16 protein-coding genes are annotated in these 15922 nt (G+C 67.4%); 5 read left to right on the top strand and 11 right to left on the bottom strand.

The window, feature by feature from the left end; genetic code table 11:
- Positions 1-5: 5 nt before the first annotated feature.
- The 3 genes from guaB to HWW87_RS06015 form a co-directional block, all read right to left on the bottom strand.
- The gene (gene guaB / locus HWW87_RS06025) at positions 6-1466 is read right to left on the bottom strand and encodes an IMP dehydrogenase (RefSeq protein ID WP_174431426.1); all 1461 of its coding nucleotides are present in this window, start codon (positions 1464-1466) and stop codon (positions 6-8) included.
- 281 nt (positions 1467-1747) lie between these two features.
- Positions 1748-2551, bottom strand: coding sequence for a DUF2182 domain-containing protein (locus HWW87_RS06020; protein ID WP_175819605.1), 804 nt, complete (start codon positions 2549-2551; stop codon positions 1748-1750).
- A gap of 28 nt (positions 2552-2579) precedes the next feature.
- A complete protein-coding gene (locus tag HWW87_RS06015; protein WP_175819604.1) occupies positions 2580-3344 on the bottom strand; it encodes a DUF899 domain-containing protein in 765 nt (254 codons plus the stop codon).
- A gap of 114 nt (positions 3345-3458) precedes the next feature.
- Between HWW87_RS06015 and HWW87_RS06010 the strand changes: the two genes are divergently transcribed.
- From HWW87_RS06010 to HWW87_RS06000, 3 genes are all read left to right on the top strand, one after another.
- Positions 3459-4679, top strand: coding sequence for a helix-turn-helix domain-containing protein (locus tag HWW87_RS06010; protein ID WP_175819603.1), 1221 nt, complete (start codon positions 3459-3461; stop codon positions 4677-4679).
- 31 nt (positions 4680-4710) lie between these two features.
- Positions 4711-5397, top strand: coding sequence for a glutamine cyclotransferase (locus tag HWW87_RS06005; protein ID WP_175819602.1), 687 nt, complete (start codon positions 4711-4713; stop codon positions 5395-5397).
- 122 nt (positions 5398-5519) lie between these two features.
- Entirely contained in the window at positions 5520-6494 is a 975-nt protein-coding gene (locus tag HWW87_RS06000; RefSeq protein ID WP_175819601.1) for a DMT family transporter, read from the top strand.
- Between the two features lie 42 nt (positions 6495-6536).
- On the opposite strand, the gene HWW87_RS05995 is transcribed toward HWW87_RS06000, so the two are convergent.
- Both HWW87_RS05995 and HWW87_RS05990 read right to left on the bottom strand, forming a co-directional pair.
- The gene (locus tag HWW87_RS05995) at positions 6537-6860 is read right to left on the bottom strand and encodes an RnfH family protein (RefSeq protein WP_174431420.1); all 324 of its coding nucleotides are present in this window, start codon (positions 6858-6860) and stop codon (positions 6537-6539) included.
- A gap of 4 nt (positions 6861-6864) precedes the next feature.
- A complete protein-coding gene (locus HWW87_RS05990; protein WP_021159121.1) occupies positions 6865-7302 on the bottom strand; it encodes a type II toxin-antitoxin system RatA family toxin in 438 nt (145 codons plus the stop codon).
- A gap of 99 nt (positions 7303-7401) precedes the next feature.
- Here HWW87_RS05990 and smpB point away from each other — a divergent pair, with 99 nt between their 5' ends.
- A complete protein-coding gene (gene smpB, locus HWW87_RS05985) occupies positions 7402-7848 on the top strand; it encodes an SsrA-binding protein SmpB (protein ID WP_027784754.1) in 447 nt (148 codons plus the stop codon).
- A gap of 155 nt (positions 7849-8003) precedes the next feature.
- Here the strand turns inward: smpB and HWW87_RS05980 are convergent, their stop codons facing one another.
- From HWW87_RS05980 to ppsA, 3 genes are all read right to left on the bottom strand, one after another.
- Positions 8004-8939, bottom strand: a complete 936-nt coding sequence (locus tag HWW87_RS05980; protein ID WP_175819600.1) for an SPFH domain-containing protein — start codon at positions 8937-8939, stop codon at positions 8004-8006.
- Between the two features lie 32 nt (positions 8940-8971).
- Positions 8972-9406: an NfeD family protein gene (locus HWW87_RS05975; RefSeq protein ID WP_174431418.1), complete on the bottom strand. Its 435-nt coding sequence runs from the start codon at positions 9404-9406 to the stop codon at positions 8972-8974.
- A 228-nt stretch (positions 9407-9634) separates the two neighbouring features.
- Entirely contained in the window at positions 9635-12037 is a 2403-nt protein-coding gene (ppsA, locus tag HWW87_RS05970; RefSeq protein WP_175819599.1) for a phosphoenolpyruvate synthase, read from the bottom strand.
- A 376-nt stretch (positions 12038-12413) separates the two neighbouring features.
- Here ppsA and HWW87_RS05965 point away from each other — a divergent pair, with 376 nt between their 5' ends.
- Entirely contained in the window at positions 12414-13229 is an 816-nt protein-coding gene (locus tag HWW87_RS05965; RefSeq protein WP_034207652.1) for a pyruvate, water dikinase regulatory protein, read from the top strand.
- 100 nt (positions 13230-13329) lie between these two features.
- Here HWW87_RS05965 and HWW87_RS05960 read toward each other — a convergent pair whose 3' ends face one another.
- The 3 genes from HWW87_RS05960 to lpxB are packed head-to-tail and all read right to left on the bottom strand — an operon-like array spanning position 13330 to position 15919.
- Positions 13330-14112, bottom strand: a complete 783-nt coding sequence (locus HWW87_RS05960) for an RNA methyltransferase (protein WP_175819598.1) — start codon at positions 14110-14112, stop codon at positions 13330-13332.
- Positions 14109-14753 (bottom strand): ribonuclease HII, encoded by a 645-nt coding sequence (rnhB, locus tag HWW87_RS05955; RefSeq protein ID WP_175819597.1) that lies wholly within the window; start codon positions 14751-14753, stop codon positions 14109-14111. Before rnhB ends, HWW87_RS05960 begins: the two co-directional genes overlap by 4 nt.
- Positions 14750-15919: a lipid-A-disaccharide synthase gene (gene lpxB, locus HWW87_RS05950; protein WP_175819596.1), complete on the bottom strand. Its 1170-nt coding sequence runs from the start codon at positions 15917-15919 to the stop codon at positions 14750-14752. Before lpxB ends, rnhB begins: the two co-directional genes overlap by 4 nt.
- Between the last annotated feature and the right edge of the window lie 3 nt (positions 15920-15922).

Here is a 15922-nt window from a genome sequence, read left to right as displayed (position 1 = left end):
GGCGCTCAGTCCACGTGATAGTTCGGTGCTTCCTTCGTGATCTGCACGTCGTGCACGTGCGACTCGCGCATGCCCGCCGCGGTGATCTGGACGAATTCGGCCTTCTCGTGCAGCTCGTCGATCGTCTTGCAGCCGCAGTAGCCCATGCTGGCGCGCACGCCGCCGACCAGCTGGAACAGGATCGCGTTGACCGACCCCTTGTATGCGACGCGGCCTTCGATGCCTTCCGGCACGAGCTTGTCGATGTTCGCCGAGTTGTCCTGGAAGTAACGGTCTGCCGCGCCGTCCTTCATCGCACCGACCGAACCCATGCCGCGGTACGACTTGTACTGGCGGCCCTGGTACAGGAACACGTCGCCCGGCGCCTCTTCGGTGCCCGCGAGCATGCTGCCCATCATCACCGCGTTCGCGCCGGCCGCGAGGGCCTTCGACACGTCGCCCGAGAAGCGCACGCCGCCGTCGGCGATGCACGGCACGCCGGTGCCCTTCAGCGCTTCCGACACGTTCGCGATCGCGCTGATCTGCGGCACGCCGACACCCGCGACGATCCGCGTCGTGCAGATCGAGCCCGGGCCGATACCGACCTTGACCGCGTCCGCGCCGTATTCGACCAGCGCCTTCGCGGCGGCAGCCGTCGCGATGTTGCCGCCGATCACCTCGACGTGCGGGAAGTTCTGCTTGACCCAGCGCACACGCTCGAGCACGCCCTTGCTGTGACCGTGCGCAGTATCGACGACGATCACGTCGACGCCGGCCTGCACCAGCAGCTCGACGCGCTCTTCGTTGTCCGCACCGACGCCGACCGCCGCGCCTGCGCGCAGCTTGCCGTGTTCGTCCTTGCACGCGTCCGGGTGCTCGGTCTGCTTCGTGATGTCCTTGACGGTCATCAGGCCGCGCAGCTCGAACGCGTCGTTGACGACCAGCACGCGCTCGAGGCGGTGGCTGTGCATCAGCGCCTTCGCTTCGGCGAGCGGCGTGCCTTCCTTGACCGTGACGAGGCGCTCGCGCGGCGTCATGATCGACTTGACCGGCTCGTCGAGGCGCGTTTCGAAACGCAGGTCGCGGTTCGTGACGATGCCGACGAGCTGCGGGCCTTCGACGACCGGGAAGCCCGAGATGCCATGCTGGCGCGACAGCGCGATCACGTCGCGCACCTTCATTTGCGGCGGCACCGTGATCGGGTCGCGGACGACGCCCGACTCGAAACGCTTGACCTTCGCGACTTCGCGGGCCTGTTCGGCCGGCGTGAGGTTCTTGTGGACGATACCGACGCCGCCCTGCTGCGCCATCGCGATCGCGAGGCGACCTTCGGTGACCGTGTCCATCGCGGCGGACACGAGCGGCATGTTCAGGGAGATGTTGCGGGTCAGCTTGGTCTTGAGGCTGGTGTCGCGCGGGAGAACGTCGGAGAAGGCGGGAACGAGGAGCACGTCATCGAAAGTGAGTGCTTTTTGGATCAGACGCATGGCAAATCCTATGGGCGCAAAAGCGAATTATACGCGAAGCGCCGCGAATTTTCACAACACGAACAACGGCTTAGCCGGTTTCGGCGGTTCGGGGGCCGAATCGTTCGGATCGTCGTTCGGTTCGTTTTCGATCGCTTTTCGTTTCACCGCCGCATCGAGCCATTCGCGCAACCGGCGGCCGGGCGGCACGTGCCCGTGTCGCGGCGGGGCCACACGGCCGCGACGGCGGCGGCCGCGTACAGTCCGGCGCCACGCCGCCGAAGCGGCTTGCCTGCCCCGCCTCACGCCAGCCCGGCCGCTCGGGCGATCATCACCATGCCGCCCGCCATCACCCCGCAACCGACGATCCGCGCGACGCGTCCGCCGGCCCGCGCCACGCGTTCGGCGGCGATCGCCACCGCGACGGCGGCCATCACGCGCAGATCCATCATGCCGGCCGCCAGCGCGACCGCCATCAGGTTCCCGCAACACGCGCCGCACCGGATGGCCGCGTGCACGCCGTACCGCCATGCCGTGACGACCGCCGGCCGCGGCCGGTGCGCGTGTGCCGCCGTGTGCCGGCAGCACGCCAGCCGGCGCACCTTCCATCTAGAGAATTGCAACGCGCCCGCGGCCAGCACGACGGCGCCGGCCGCGAACGGCAGCGCACGGGCGAGCGACGGCAGCCGGGCGGCGGCCGTCGTCAGTGCGGCACCGGCCGGAAACACGAGCGCCCCGAGCGCCATCCAGACCGAGAAATATCCCGCCCCTGCGACGACGATGAGCCATGCCGACCGCGCCGTCTGCGGACCGATGCGCTGCCAGTAATGCCAGAGCTGCGGCGCGAGCACGGGCAGCATCATCGTCACCGTCATCGCGCCCCACATTCCGGCGAACGCCGCGAATGCGCGCGCGACACCCTGGCCGCACGGCCGCAGCCATACGGCCGAGGCCATCCAATCGCCGGGCATCGGGTCGCCGCCCATCGCGGCCATCGACGCGTGCTGCGCCAGCGTCGCCATCGCGGCGACCGCGAACACGGCCACAGCCACCGCGCCGAATGCGCGCGGATCGGCGGCCGTCTCGCCGGTTGTCGGCCGTGTCATCGCGCGCTCCCGCCCGTCGCCGGCCCGCTCAGCCGCGCGCGTACTCGTCGTGACGGCGCCACCACGGGCCGGCCTCGTTGCGACCGCGTGGCGCGCGATCGAGCCACTGGTACATCCCCCACAACCCGTCGAGGCCGCGCGCGTAGGTCGAATACGTGTGATAGACGGCGCCGTCCTCGCGCACGAACGCGCTCATCCCCGGCCGGTCGAGCGAATACGTGGCCGCGTCGGTGCCGCACGTGGCCGCGAACTGCACGACGGGCGCCGGCGGCGGATCCATGTCCATCGCATGGCCGGCCCGCGCATAGTTGTATTCGACGTCGCCCGCGCGCTGCTGCGTTTCGGTGAACGACACGTTGAAGTCGAAATTGAAATCGCTGCCGACCGACGACGCCCACGGGAACGTCCACCCCATCCGCTGCCGGTACGCGAGCAGTTTCGCGAGCGGCGCGCGCGACACGGCCGCGAGCGTCACGTCGTGGTTCGCCAGGTGCACGGCAAAGCCGTCGAAGCCGTCGGCGAGCGCCGAGCACGACGGGCAGCCCGCCTTGTAGTCGGGACCGAACATGAAGTGATAGACGAGCAACTGCGACCGGCCGCGAAACAGGTCGTCGAGCGTCGCCTGCCCTTCCTCGGTATCGAACCGGTAGGTCTTGTCGATGCGCACCCACGGCAGCGCCTGGCGCCGCCGCGCGAGTTCGTCGCTTTGCCGCGTCAGCGCCTTTTCCGCGTCGAGCAGCGCGCGGCGTTCGGCCAGCCATTCGTCGCGGGTTCCGGTGAGATGGGTCGTCATTGCGGGTTCCTCCTTCCGATGGGTATCCGGGCACGGCGTACGGGGCCGTGTGCGTGGTGCTAGATTAGTGCCGGGCATCGGACCGAAGGGAGTGACAAGTGTGTCGGGATTCGGATGGATTCACTGATCACGGCGGCCGCGCGCGCGCTCGCGGCCGGTGACGCGCTCGGTGCGCTGAACCGCGTCGCGCTGCGCGACGATGCGCCGGCGCTCGCGCTGCGCGGGATCGCGCTCGCGCAGCTCGGCGATTTCGAACGCGCACGGGCGCTCGTGCGCGGCGCCGCCCGTGCATTCGGCGCGAAGGAAGCGGTTGCGCGGGCGCGCTGCGTCGTCGCCGAAGCCGAGATCGCGCTCGCGTCGCGCGACCTGCACTGGCCGACGCGTGCGCTCGATGCGGCCTGCGCGACGCTCGTCGCGCACGGCGACCGCGCGAACGCCGCGCATGCCCGCTATCTCGGCGTGCACCGCTTGCTGCTGATCGGCCAGCTCGACGAGGCCGAGCGGCTGCTCGCGCATCTCGATCCCGCGCCGCTGCCGCCCGCGTCGCGCGCCGCCCATGAATTGATCGCGGCCGGCATCGCGATGCGCCGCATCCGCACGCACGCGGCCCGTGCGGCGCTTGCCCGGGCGCAGGCAGCCGCCCGCGCCGCCGGCATCGCCGCGCTGACGGCCGAGGTCGACACCGCGGCGCGCGTGCTCGACGCACCGGCCGCGCGGCTCATCGCACGCGGCACGTCGCGGCTCGTGCCGCTCGACGAAGTCGAGACGCTGTTCGAGTCGAATGCGCTCGTCGTCGACGCGTGCCGCCACACGGTGCGCGATGCGCGCACGACCGTGTCGCTCGCGCGGCGTCCGGTGCTGTTCGTGCTCGCCCGTGCGCTCGGCGAGGCGTGGCCGGCCGACGTGTCGAGAAACGCGCTCGTCGCCGCCGCGTTCCGCACGAAACAGGCCGACGAATCGCATCGCGCGCGGCTGCGCGTCGAGATCGGCCGGCTGCGCGCGGTGCTGCGCCCGCTCGCGAACGTCGTCGCGACGCCGCGCGGCTTCGCGCTCGAACCGCTCGGCGTGCGCGAAACCGTCGTCCTCGCGCGCCCGGTCGACGATCGCCACGCAGCCGTGCTCGCGCTCCTCGCCGACGGCGAAGCGTGGTCGAGCTCCGCGCTGGCGCTCGCACTTGGCGCCAGCCAGCGCACCGTGCAGCGCGCGCTCGATGCGCTCGCGGCAACCGGCAAGGTGCAGGCGCTCGGCCGCGGACGCGCGCGCCGCTGGATGACGCCGCCGCTGCCCGGATTCGCGACGACCTTGTTACTCCCGGTTGCGCTGCCGGGCGATTAGGATGGCCTCACCGAACGACGAGGTGACGAACATGAAACGCTCCCCTGCAGACATCCTTCGCGAGTACGGCCCGTTTCCGGGCGTCGACGGCGTGCACGGCGTCACGTTCGACGGACAGCACGTGTGGTACGCGTCCGGCGACAAGCTCAATGCGCTCGACCCCGAGCGCGGCACGATCGTCCGTTCGCTCGACGTCGCCGCACACGCGGGCACCGCGTTCGACGGCCGCCACCTGTTCCAGATCGTCGAGGACCGCATCGAGAAGATCGACCCCGAATCGGGCCGCGTGCTCGCGACGATCCCGGCGCCCGGCGGCGGCGCCGATTCGGGGCTCGCGTGGGCGGAAGGCACGCTGTGGGTCGGCCAGTACCGCGAACGCAAGATTCATCAGGTGGATCCGCAATCGGGCGCCGTGCTGCGCACGATCGAATCGAACCGCTTCGTCACCGGCGTGACGTGGGTCGACGGCGAGCTGTGGCACGGCACGTGGGAAGCCGACCAGAGCGACCTGCGGCGCATCGATCCGCGCACGGGCCAGGTGCTCGAGCAGATCGACATGCCGGCCGGCGTCGGCGTCTCGGGGCTCGAATCCGACGGTCACGACCGCTTCTACTGCGGCGGCGGCAACAGCGGCAAGCTGCGGACCGTGCGCCGCCCGGCGCGCGCGCGTGCCGCCACCGACGGCACGGCGGCGATACCCGATCCGGCAGAGGACTGATTCGCCGCCCGTCGCAGCCGCTCGACGCGCCGAGCCATGCCCCGAGTGCAGGAATGAACAAGACGCCGCCGCGACGGCATCGCTAAGATGCGCGCACCTCAGTCATGTGTTCGGAGCGGTCGATGCAGCGCGGCGTGGTGTACGGTGTCCTGGCAGGCGCCCTGTGGGGCATGGTGTTTCTCGTTCCGCGGCTGCTGACCGATTTCTCGCCGCTGCTGCTGAGCGCCGGCCGCTACACGATGTACGGCCTCGTATCGCTCGCGGCCGCGTTGCCCGCCGCCCGCTCGCTGCTCGCACGGCTGACCCGCGAGGATCTCGTCGCACTGACGAAGCTCGCCGTCATCGGCAACGTCGCGTATTACATGCTGCTGTCCGGCGCCGTGCACCTGATCGGCATAGCGCCCAGTTCGCTGATCGTCGGCGTGCTGCCGGTGACCGTCACGCTCGCGGGCCTCGGCGACCACGGCGCCGTGCCGCTGCGGCGGCTCGCCGCCCCGCTCGCGCTGGTGATCGCGGGCATCGTCTGCATCAACGTCGACCTGTTTACGTCCGAAGCCGCGCACGCCACGACGCTCGCCCAGAAGCTCGCGGGCATCGCCTGCGCGGCGGGCGCGCTCGCGAGCTGGACCTGGTATGCGGTGGCGAACGCGCGCTACCTGCAGCGCCACCATCGCTTCGGCGGCAACGAATGGTCGGTGCTGTGGGGTGTCGTGACGGGCCTGCTCGGCGGGCTCTGCTGGCTGGCGATCCTCGCGCTGCCGGCCGGCATGGTGCAGGCGGCCGTCCCGGCATCGCGCTGGCAGTTGTTCTGGCTGCTGAACCTCGTGCTCGCGATCGGCGCGTCGTGGCTCGGCAACGGGCTGTGGAACGCCGCGTCGAAGCGGCTGCCGCTCACGCTGTCGGGTCAGCTGATCGTGTTCGAAACCGTGTTCGCGATGCTGTACGCGTTCGTGTACGACCAGCGGATGCCGCACGCACTCGAGATCGCCGCGCTCGTGCTGCTGCTCGCCGGCGTATACGGCTCGGTGCGACGGCACGGCGATACGCCGGGCAGCGCAGGCAGCGCGTCGGCAAACGCAAACGCCGCGGCCCATTGAGCGCCGCGGCGTTTGATCAGACCAATCCGAGCGAACAACGCGTCAGCGCGCGTCCTTGTGCATCCACTTGCGGCCCTCGATCGAGCCGTCGCGGCGGGATTTGTCGACGCGCCGCTGGCGCGCGAGCTTCGGATCGACGATCAGCGGACGGTAGATCTCGACGCGGTCGTGATCGACGAGCGGCGCATCGAGCGACGCGAGCTTGCCGTAGACGCCCGTCTTCGCCTGCGCGAGATCGATCTCCGGGTGCAGCGCGAGCACGCCGCTCGCGTCGATTGCGGAGCGCACGGTCGCGCCTTCGGGCAGCGACAGCGGAATCAGCGTCTGGCGGTCCGGCAGTGCGTAGCAGACTTCGATCGACAGCATCGCGTCACCCCTTTCCGTAGCGCTGGTCCGCGCGCTTCACGAACGAATCGACGAACGTGTTCGCGATGTGGCTGAACACCGGCCCGATGATCTTCTCGAGCAGGATGCTCGAAAACTCGTAGTGCAGCGCGAATTCGATCTTGCATGCATCGGCACGCAGCGCCGTGAAACGCCACGAGCCCGTGAATTTCTTGAACGGACCGTCGGTGAACTCCATGTCGATCCGCGTCGGGCGCTGCTGCGTGTTGCGCGTCGCGAAATGCTGCTTGATGCCCTTGAAGTTGATGTCGATGCGCGCTTCCATTCCGCTCTCGTCCTGACGGCGAACCTCGACACCGCCGCACCAGGGCAGGAAATTGGGGTAGTCGGCCACGTCGGTGACGAGGTCGAACATCTGTTCCGCCGAGTGACGGATCAATACGGTTTTCTGGACATCTGCCATAAATCGCGCGGCATCGCTTAAAGTAGGAGCGCCAAGCCGGGCGATTCTCGCCCCGCTTTGCTAAAATCGTGATTTTAAACGAGTTGGCCCGATCCTTTCATGAGCATCATCGACAACAGGAAAGCGCACTTCGATTATCACATCGAGGAACGCTACGAGGCGGGGCTCGTGCTGGAGGGCTGGGAAGTCAAGGCGCTGCGCGCCGGACGCGGCCAGATCAAGGAAGGCTACGTCGTGGTGAAGAACGCCGAGATCTTTCTGATCGGGACCCATATCAGCCCGCTGCCCGAAGCCTCGACGCACATCCAGCCCGACCCGGTTCGCACGCGCAAGCTGCTGCTGCACCGCGAGGAAATCAAGAAACTGATCGGCAAGGTCGAGCAGCGCGGCTACACGCTCGTGCCGCTGAACTTCCACTACAAGGGCGGTCGCGTGAAATGCGACATCGCGCTCGCGAAGGGCAAGAAGCTGCACGACAAGCGCGAAACCGAGAAGAAACGCGACTGGGAACGCGAGAAGGCCCGCATCATGCGCGCCGGCACCTGACCGCTCACAGCGTTCATCACAAACGACACGGCCCGCTCGAAGCGGGCCGTGTTGCTTTGGACTCCCTGAATCGCGCCGGCGGGTCACCCGGCTGCGCGACGATTCGCCGCACGACGATGCGCACGCGGCAGCCGCGCGCGCCTCGATCGTCGGGCTCAGCCCTTCGCGCCGGACGCCGCCCCCGCGCTCTTGACGATCGTCAGTGCCGACGAGATCGCGGTGCCGAGATCCGACAGGTTCGACGGCACGATCAGCGTGTTGCCCTGCTTCGCGAGATTCGAGAACGCGCCGACATACTGCTCGGCGACCTTCAGGTTCACCGCATCCATCCCGCCTTGCGACTGGATCGCGTTCGCGATCTTCTGGATCGCCTGCGCGTTCGCCTCGGCCACCGCCAGGATCGCGGCGGCTTCGCCCTGCGCCTGGTTGATCGCGGCCTGCCGCTCGCCTTCGGACTTCTGGATCGCGGCTTCGCGCGCACCCGACGCGAGGTTGATCTGCTCCTGCTTGCGGCCTTCGGACGCGGCAATCAGCGCACGCTTTTCGCGCTCCGCGGTGATCTGCGCCTGCATTGCGTGCAGGATCTCCTTCGGCGGCGTCAGGTCCTTGATCTCGTAGCGCAGCACCTTCACGCCCCAGTTCGCCGCGGCGTCGTCGAGCGCCGACACGATGCTGTGGTTGATGAAATCGCGCTCCTCGAAGGTTTTGTCGAGCTCGAGCTTGCCGATCACCGAGCGCAGCATCGTCTGCGACAGCTGCGTGATCGCGAGCACGAAGTTGCTCGACCCGTACGACGCCTTCATCGGATCCATCACCTGGAAATACAGCACGCCATCGACCTGCAACTGCGTGTTGTCGCGCGTGATACAGACCTGGCTCGGCACGTCGAGCGGAATTTCCTTCAGCACGTGCCGGTACGCGATGCGATCGACGAACGGCAGCACGATATTGAGACCGGGCGACAGCGTCGCGTGGTAGCGCCCGAAGCGCTCGAGCACCCATGCATGCTGCTGCGGCACGATCTTCACCGTCTTCGACACGATCACGATCGCGATGACGAGCAGGACAACCCAGATGATCAGCGAATCCATGAATATTTCCTCCTTGTTGTATCAGCGGACGGTCAGCCCGCGGGTTTCGCCACGACCACGAGGCGATTGCCGCGCACGGCGCTCACCTGGTACACGTGCGCATCGTCGCGCTCGCCGTGCGCGAGCTCGACGTCCCAGTCGGCGCCGCGATACTGCACGCGCGCGCGGCCGTCACGCCACGCGTCGACCGTGACGGTCGAGCCGATATCGAGATTGACGTCGGGATTCGTCGACGTGTCGCGCTTCTGCTTGCGGCCGAGCCCCGAGCGACGCAGCACGATCATCGCGACGATCGCGACCGCGGCCGCCGCGCCGAACTGCACGTGCGGCGCGAAACCGGCCAGTTGCAACAACCCGCCTGCGAGAAAGCCGAGCGCGATCATCAGCAGATAGAACGTGCCCGTCAGCAACTCGGCGACGACCAGCACGCCCACCCCGACCCACCAGAACAGATGCCCCGACATCATTATGGTCTCCAGAAAAACGTCCCCGATGCTCACTATATTCGCTGCGCTCGCAGCTGTGCGAAGCGGTCGGCGCTCCCGGGGCGGTCGGAACCATTCGAACTGCCCGGCGAGTACCGACGAAAAAAAACACCCCGGTGCTTACCGGGGTGTTTATAGCACGAACCTTGCATTTTGCCTTCAACGAAAGCGCGGCGGACCGCCCTTTCGCCGAAGTTGCGCGACGGATCGTTACTTGCGGTTGGCGGCGAGCGCCTGCCACGTATCGATGATCGTGTCGGGGTTCAGCGAGATCGACACGATGCCTTCGTCGGTCAGCCATTGCGCGAAGTCCGGATGATCGGACGGGCCCTGGCCGCAGATGCCGACGTACTTGCCCATCCTGAGGCAGGTATCGATCGCACGCTTCAGCAGGAACTTGACGGCCGGGTCGCGCTCGTCGAAGTCGACAGCCAGCAGTTCCATGCCCGAATCGCGGTCGAGGCCGAGCGTGAGCTGCGTGAGGTCGTTCGAGCCGATCGAGAAACCGTCGAAGTGTTCCAGGAACTCTTCGGCGAGGATCGCGTTGGTCGGGACTTCACACATCATCACGAGGCGCAGGCCGTTTTCGCCGCGCTTCAGGCCGAACTTCTCGAGCAGGCCGACGACGCGCGCCGCCTGCTTCACGGTCCGCACGAACGGCACCATGATCTCGACGTTGGTCAGGCCCATCTCGTCACGCACGCGCTTCAGTGCACGGCATTCCATCTCGAACGCCTGCGCGAAGTCGTCGGCGATATAGCGCGACGCGCCGCGGAAGCCCAGCATCGGGTTTTCCTCGTCCGGCTCGTAACGCGAACCGCCGATCAGCTTCTTGTACTCGTTCGACTTGAAGTCGGACAGACGCACGATCACGGGCTTCGGGTAGAACGCCGCGGCGATCGTCGCAACGCCTTCCGTCAGCTTGTCGACGTAGAACTGACGCGGCGACGCGTGGCCGCGCGCCACGCTCTCGACCGCCTTCTTCAGGTCCTGGTCGATGTTCGGGTACTCGAGAATCGCCTTCGGGTGGACGCCGATGTTGTTGTTGATGATGAACTCGAGACGCGCGAGGCCGACACCACCGTTCGGCAGTTGCGAGAAGTCGAACGCGAGCTGCGGGTTGCCGACGTTCATCATGATCTTGACCGGGATTTCCGGCAGTTCGCCGCGCTGCACTTCCGTGACTTCCGTCTCGAGCAGGCCGTCGTAGATCTTGCCTTCGTCGCCTTCCGCGCACGACACGGTGACGAGCGCGCCGTCCTTCAGGATGTCGGTCGCATCGCCGCAGCCGACGACTGCCGGCACGCCGAGCTCACGCGCGATGATCGCCGCGTGGCAGGTACGGCCGCCGCGGTTCGTGACGATCGCCGCCGCGCGCTTCATCACCGGTTCCCAGTTCGGGTCGGTCATGTCGGCCACCAGCACGTCGCCCGGCTGCACGCGTTCCATTTCCGACGGATCCTGGATCACGCGCACGGGGCCCGCGCCGATCTTCTGGCCGATCGCACGGCCCGTCGCCAGCACCTGCGACTGGCCCTTCAGCTTGAAGCGCTGCTCGGCCTTGCCGCTCGCCTGGCTCTTCACCGTTTCCGGACGTGCCTGCAGGATGAAGATCTTGCCGTCGCGGCCGTCCTTGCCCCACTCGATGTCCATCGGACGCTGGTAGTGCTTCTCGATGATGACCGCGTACTTCGCCAGCTCGATCACATCTTCATCCGTGATCGAGTAGCGGTTGCGCTGCTCGTGCGGCACGTCGACCGTCTTCACGCGGCCCGGCTCGCCCGGCTGCGTGAATTCCATCTTGATCAGCTTCGAGCCGATCGAGCGGCGGATGATCGGGTACTTGTCCTGCGCGAGCGTCGTCTTGAACACGTAGAACTCGTCCGGGTTCACCGCGCCCTGCACGACGGTTTCGCCCAGGCCGTAGCTCGACGTGATGAACACCGCGTCCTTGAAGCCCGATTCGGTATCGATCGTGAACATCACGCCGGCGGCGCCGACGTCCGAGCGGACCATGCGCTGCACACCGGCCGACAGCGCGACTTCGGCGTGCGTGAAGCCCTTGTGCACGCGGTACGAGATCGCGCGGTCGTTGTACAGCGACGCGAACACGTGCTTCATGCGGTCGAGCACGTCGTCAATGCCGACGACGTTCAGATACGACTCCTGCTGGCCGGCGAACGATGCGTCAGGCAGGTCTTCCGCGGTCGCGGACGAGCGCACGGCGAACGACAGCTCAGCCGGCGAGCCGTTCTTCAGCACTTCGAACTGCGCGCGGATTTCCTGCTCGAGGCGCGCCTGCATCGGTGCGTCGACGATCCACTTGCGGATTTCGGCACCGGCTTCGGCGAGCGCCTTCACGTCGTCGATGTCGAGCGACTCGAGACGCTTGGCGATGCGATCGGTGAGGTCGTTGTGCTTGAGGAAATCGCGGAATGCGAGCGCGGTCGTGGCGAAACCGGTGGGTACGCGAACGCCTGCTTCGGAAAGCTGGCTGATCATCTCGCCGAGCGACGCATTCTTGCCGCCCACGATCTCCACATCGGTCATCCGCAACTGCTCGAACGGAATTACATACGCCTGGTCCTTTGCGACGTTTGCTGCGTTAGTCATACAAGCCCCTAAGTGTGAAAAAAATGCTCGATCGCGCAAGTGGGCTCGGACGCGGGCGCCTGCAAAAAGGCGCGGCGCGTCTTGCGCAACCTGTTAGATAAACACTCGCAGCGGCGGAAATCTTCCGACCCGATTTGCAAAAATCCCGGCAGAAGGGCGATATTTGCAGACAAATCGCCAGACTTGCCGGGAATTATGGAATCGCGCGGCCCAGCCACGGGGCGCCGTCCGCGCCCTGCCCCCGCAATTGCTTATCCAACAGGTTGCCGCTATTCTACCGTGCCGGCTGCCGGATGTGGCGCGACCTTGTCACTGGGTCTGGAGGCGCACCTCCAGCCGCCCGCGCAACTGCCCTTCACGCTCGACGTCCAGATTCATGCTGCCTACCGTATTCATCGTCTCCGACGGCACCGGGATCACTGCCGAAACCTTCGCGCACTCGATCCTCTCCCAGTTCGACCAGAAATTCCGCCTCGTGCGCGTGCCGTTCGTCGACTCGCTCGACAAGGCCTATGCGACCGTCGAGAAGATCAACGAAGCCGCCGTGCATGATGGTCGCCGCGCGATCGTGTTCACGACGCTCGTCGACAGCGAGTCGAACGACATCGTCAAACGCTCGAACGCGCTCGTGCTCGACATGTTCCAGCGCTTCGTCGAACCGCTCGAGCAGGAACTGGAGCTCAAGTCGAGCCACGCGATGGGCCGCGGCCACCAGAACGCGGACACCGAGGAATACAAGACGCGGATCGAGGCGATCAACTTCTCGCTCGCGCACGACGACGGCCAGTCGAACCGCAACCTGTCGGAGGCCGACGTGATCCTCGTCGGCGTGTCGCGCAGCGGCAAGACGCCGACGAGCCTGTATCTCGCGATGCAGTACGGCGTGAAGGCGGCCAACTATCCGCTGATTCCGGAGGATTTCGAACGCGGCAAGCTGCCGTCGGCGCTGTCGCCGTACAGCGACAAGCTGTTCGGGCTGTCGATCGACCCGCAGCGCCTGTCGGAGATCCGCAACGAGCGCCGGCCGGGCAGCAAGTACGCGGCGCCCGAGAATTGCCGCTACGAGATCAACGAGGCCGAGGCGATGATGCGCCGCGAAGGAATCAAGTGGCTGTCGTCGACGCACAAGTCGATCGAGGAAATCGCGACGACGATCCTGCAGGAAATCCGCCTCGACCGGCAGTCGTACTGAGCGCGGGAGCGCTGGCGGCCGTCCGGCCGCCGCCGAAAACAACAAGGCCGCGTCAAACGCGGCCTTGTTTCGTTTTACGGCAAATGCAACGCGTGCGGCATCACGCAGGCCGTTGCTGCCGCACCTGCTCGAACAGGCATACTGCCGCCGCAGCCGCAACGTTCAGCGACTCCATCCCGCCCGGCTGCGGAATCGTCACGCGATGCGTGGCCGCGTCGCGCCAGAATGCCGACACGCCGGCGCCTTCGTTGCCGAACACCCATGCAACGGGCCCCGACAGGTCGCAGTCGTAGACCGCCTGCGCGCCGTGCGAGTCGGTCAGCGCGACCGGTACGTCGAGGCGCTCGGCAAGCGCCGCCGCTTCGACGTCCTCATGGATCGACAACAGGAAATGCGCGCCCATGCCCGAGCGCAGCACCTTCGACGACCACGCATAGGCGGTGCCCGGCGCGCAGAACACGTGACGCACGCCGGCCGCCGCCGCGCTGCGCAGGATCGAACCGACATTGCCGGCATCCTGCACGCCGTCGAGCACGACCGACGTATGCGTCACGCGCCCGGGCAGCGACTGCGCCGGCCGGTCGACCAGCAGCAGGAAGCCGACGCCGTTGACGACGTTCGACAACTGCCCGAACAGCGCGTCCGGCAGCGTGACGATCCGCTGCGCGTCGATGCGCGCGACGATCGCCTGCGCCTCGGCGTGGCCGAGCGCACCTTCGGTCGTGACGCACAGCTCGGGTGTCGCACCCGTGTCGAGATACGCGCTCGCGAGATGGAAACCTTCGAGCAGCGCCTGGCCGCTGCGGCGCTGATGGGGCGTCGAACCCGCGAGCGCCTTCAGGCGCTTGTACAGCGGGTTGTCGCGGGAAGTAATGCTTTTCATCGAATCAGATCAAGCGCCGCGCGAACCGGCGCGAACGAGCGCCGATGCGCTTCGCACGGGCCGTGCTCGCGCAATGCGGCAAGATGTTTCGCGGTGCCGTAGCCCGCATGCACGTTGAAGCCGTACACCGGGAAGCGTTCGTGCAGGTCGACCAGCATCCGGTCGCGCGTGACCTTCGCGAGGATCGAGGCGGCCGAGATGCTCGGCACGAGCGCGTCGCCGCTGACGATCGCTTCGGCACGCACGGTCAGCGTCGGGCAACGGTTGCCGTCGATCTGCGCGAGCGTCGGCAGCACCGACAGACCTTCGACGGCCCGCTTCATCGCAAGCATCGTCGCGTGCAGGATGTTCAGCGTATCGATCTCGTCGACGCTCGCCGACGCGACGCAGTACGCGTGCGAACGCGCGACGATCAGGTCGTACAGCATGTCGCGCTTCTTCGCGGACAGCACTTTCGAATCGTCGAGCCCGTCGATCGGCTGCGCCGGATCGAGGATCACCGCGGCAGCCACGACCGGCCCCGCGAGCGGGCCGCGGCCGGCTTCGTCGACGCCGCAGACGATCTCGTCCGGGCGGCTGAAATCGAAACCGCCCTGCCCGTCGCTCGACGCACGGCGGCGTGGGACACGGACTGCGGTCATGCGCGCCCCTTGCGTTGTTCGAGCACGCGCACGACGGCCTCGGCCGCCTTCGCGGCCGTGTTCTGCCGCAGCGAGAGATGCATTTCGGCAAACACTTCGGTCAGCGTGCGGCGGTTCGCGTCGTCGCGCAGCTGCGTGAGCGTCGCATCGGCGAGCGCCTCGGGCGTCGCGAAATGCTGCAGCAGCTCGGGCACGACGAAACGCCCCGCCAGGATGTTCGGCAAGCCGACATACGGCAGGTAGCCCTGCCGACGCATGATCTGCCCGGTCAGCCAGGGCACCTTGTACGAGATCACCATCGGCTTCTTCAGCAGCGCGGCTTCCAGCGTGACGGTGCCGCTCTTCACGAGGATCGCGTCGGCGGCCGTCATCGCGACCTGCGAGCGGCCGTCGGTGATCGTCAATGCGAGTTGCGGGTGCGCGTCGACGAGCGGCCGCAGCAGTTCGCGCAGCGCGGGCGTCGCGGCCGGCATCACGAACCGCACGCCGGGCTCGCGCTGCTGCATCAGCGCCATCGCCGCGAAGAACGTCGGGCCGATCAGCGCGATCTCCGAGCGCCGGCTGCCCGGCAGCACCGCGATCACGGGGCCGTCAGCCGGCAGACCCAGCGCGATGCGCGCGCCGTGCGTGTCGGGCTCGAGCGGAATTTCATCGGCCAGCGGGTGGCCGACGTAGGTCGATGCGACGCCGGCCTTGTCGAGAATCGCCGGTTCGAACGGGAACAGGCACAGCATGTGATCGACGGACTTCGCGATCTTCTTGATCCGGCCGCCGCGCCACGCCCAGATCGACGGGCACACGAAGTGGATCGACGGGATGCCCGCGTCGCGCGCGGCCTGTTCGACGTTGAAGTTGAAATCGGGCGCGTCGACGCCGATGAACGCGTCCGGCCGCTCGGCGAGCAACTGGCGCTTCAGTTCGCCGCGAATCCGCAGGATCTCGGGAATCTGACCCAGCGCCTCGACATAGCCGCGCACGGTCAGCTTGTCCATCTGCCAGTGCGAGTCGAAGCCCTGCGCGATCATGCGCTGCCCGCCGATCCCGTAATACTGGGCCGATTCGGGCAGACGCTCGCGCAGCCCGCCGAGCAGCGACGCCGCGAGCAGGTCGCCCGACGGCTCGCCGGCCACCATCGCGAGCCGCAGCTGATTGGTCGGGAGCGCCATCGC

The sequence above is a fragment of the Burkholderia sp. BCC0419 genome, assembly GCF_902830285.1.
Lineage (GTDB): Bacteria > Pseudomonadota > Gammaproteobacteria > Burkholderiales > Burkholderiaceae > Burkholderia.
Note: the sequence above shows the minus strand (reverse complement) of the source record. Positions and strands in the feature narration are given on the sequence as shown.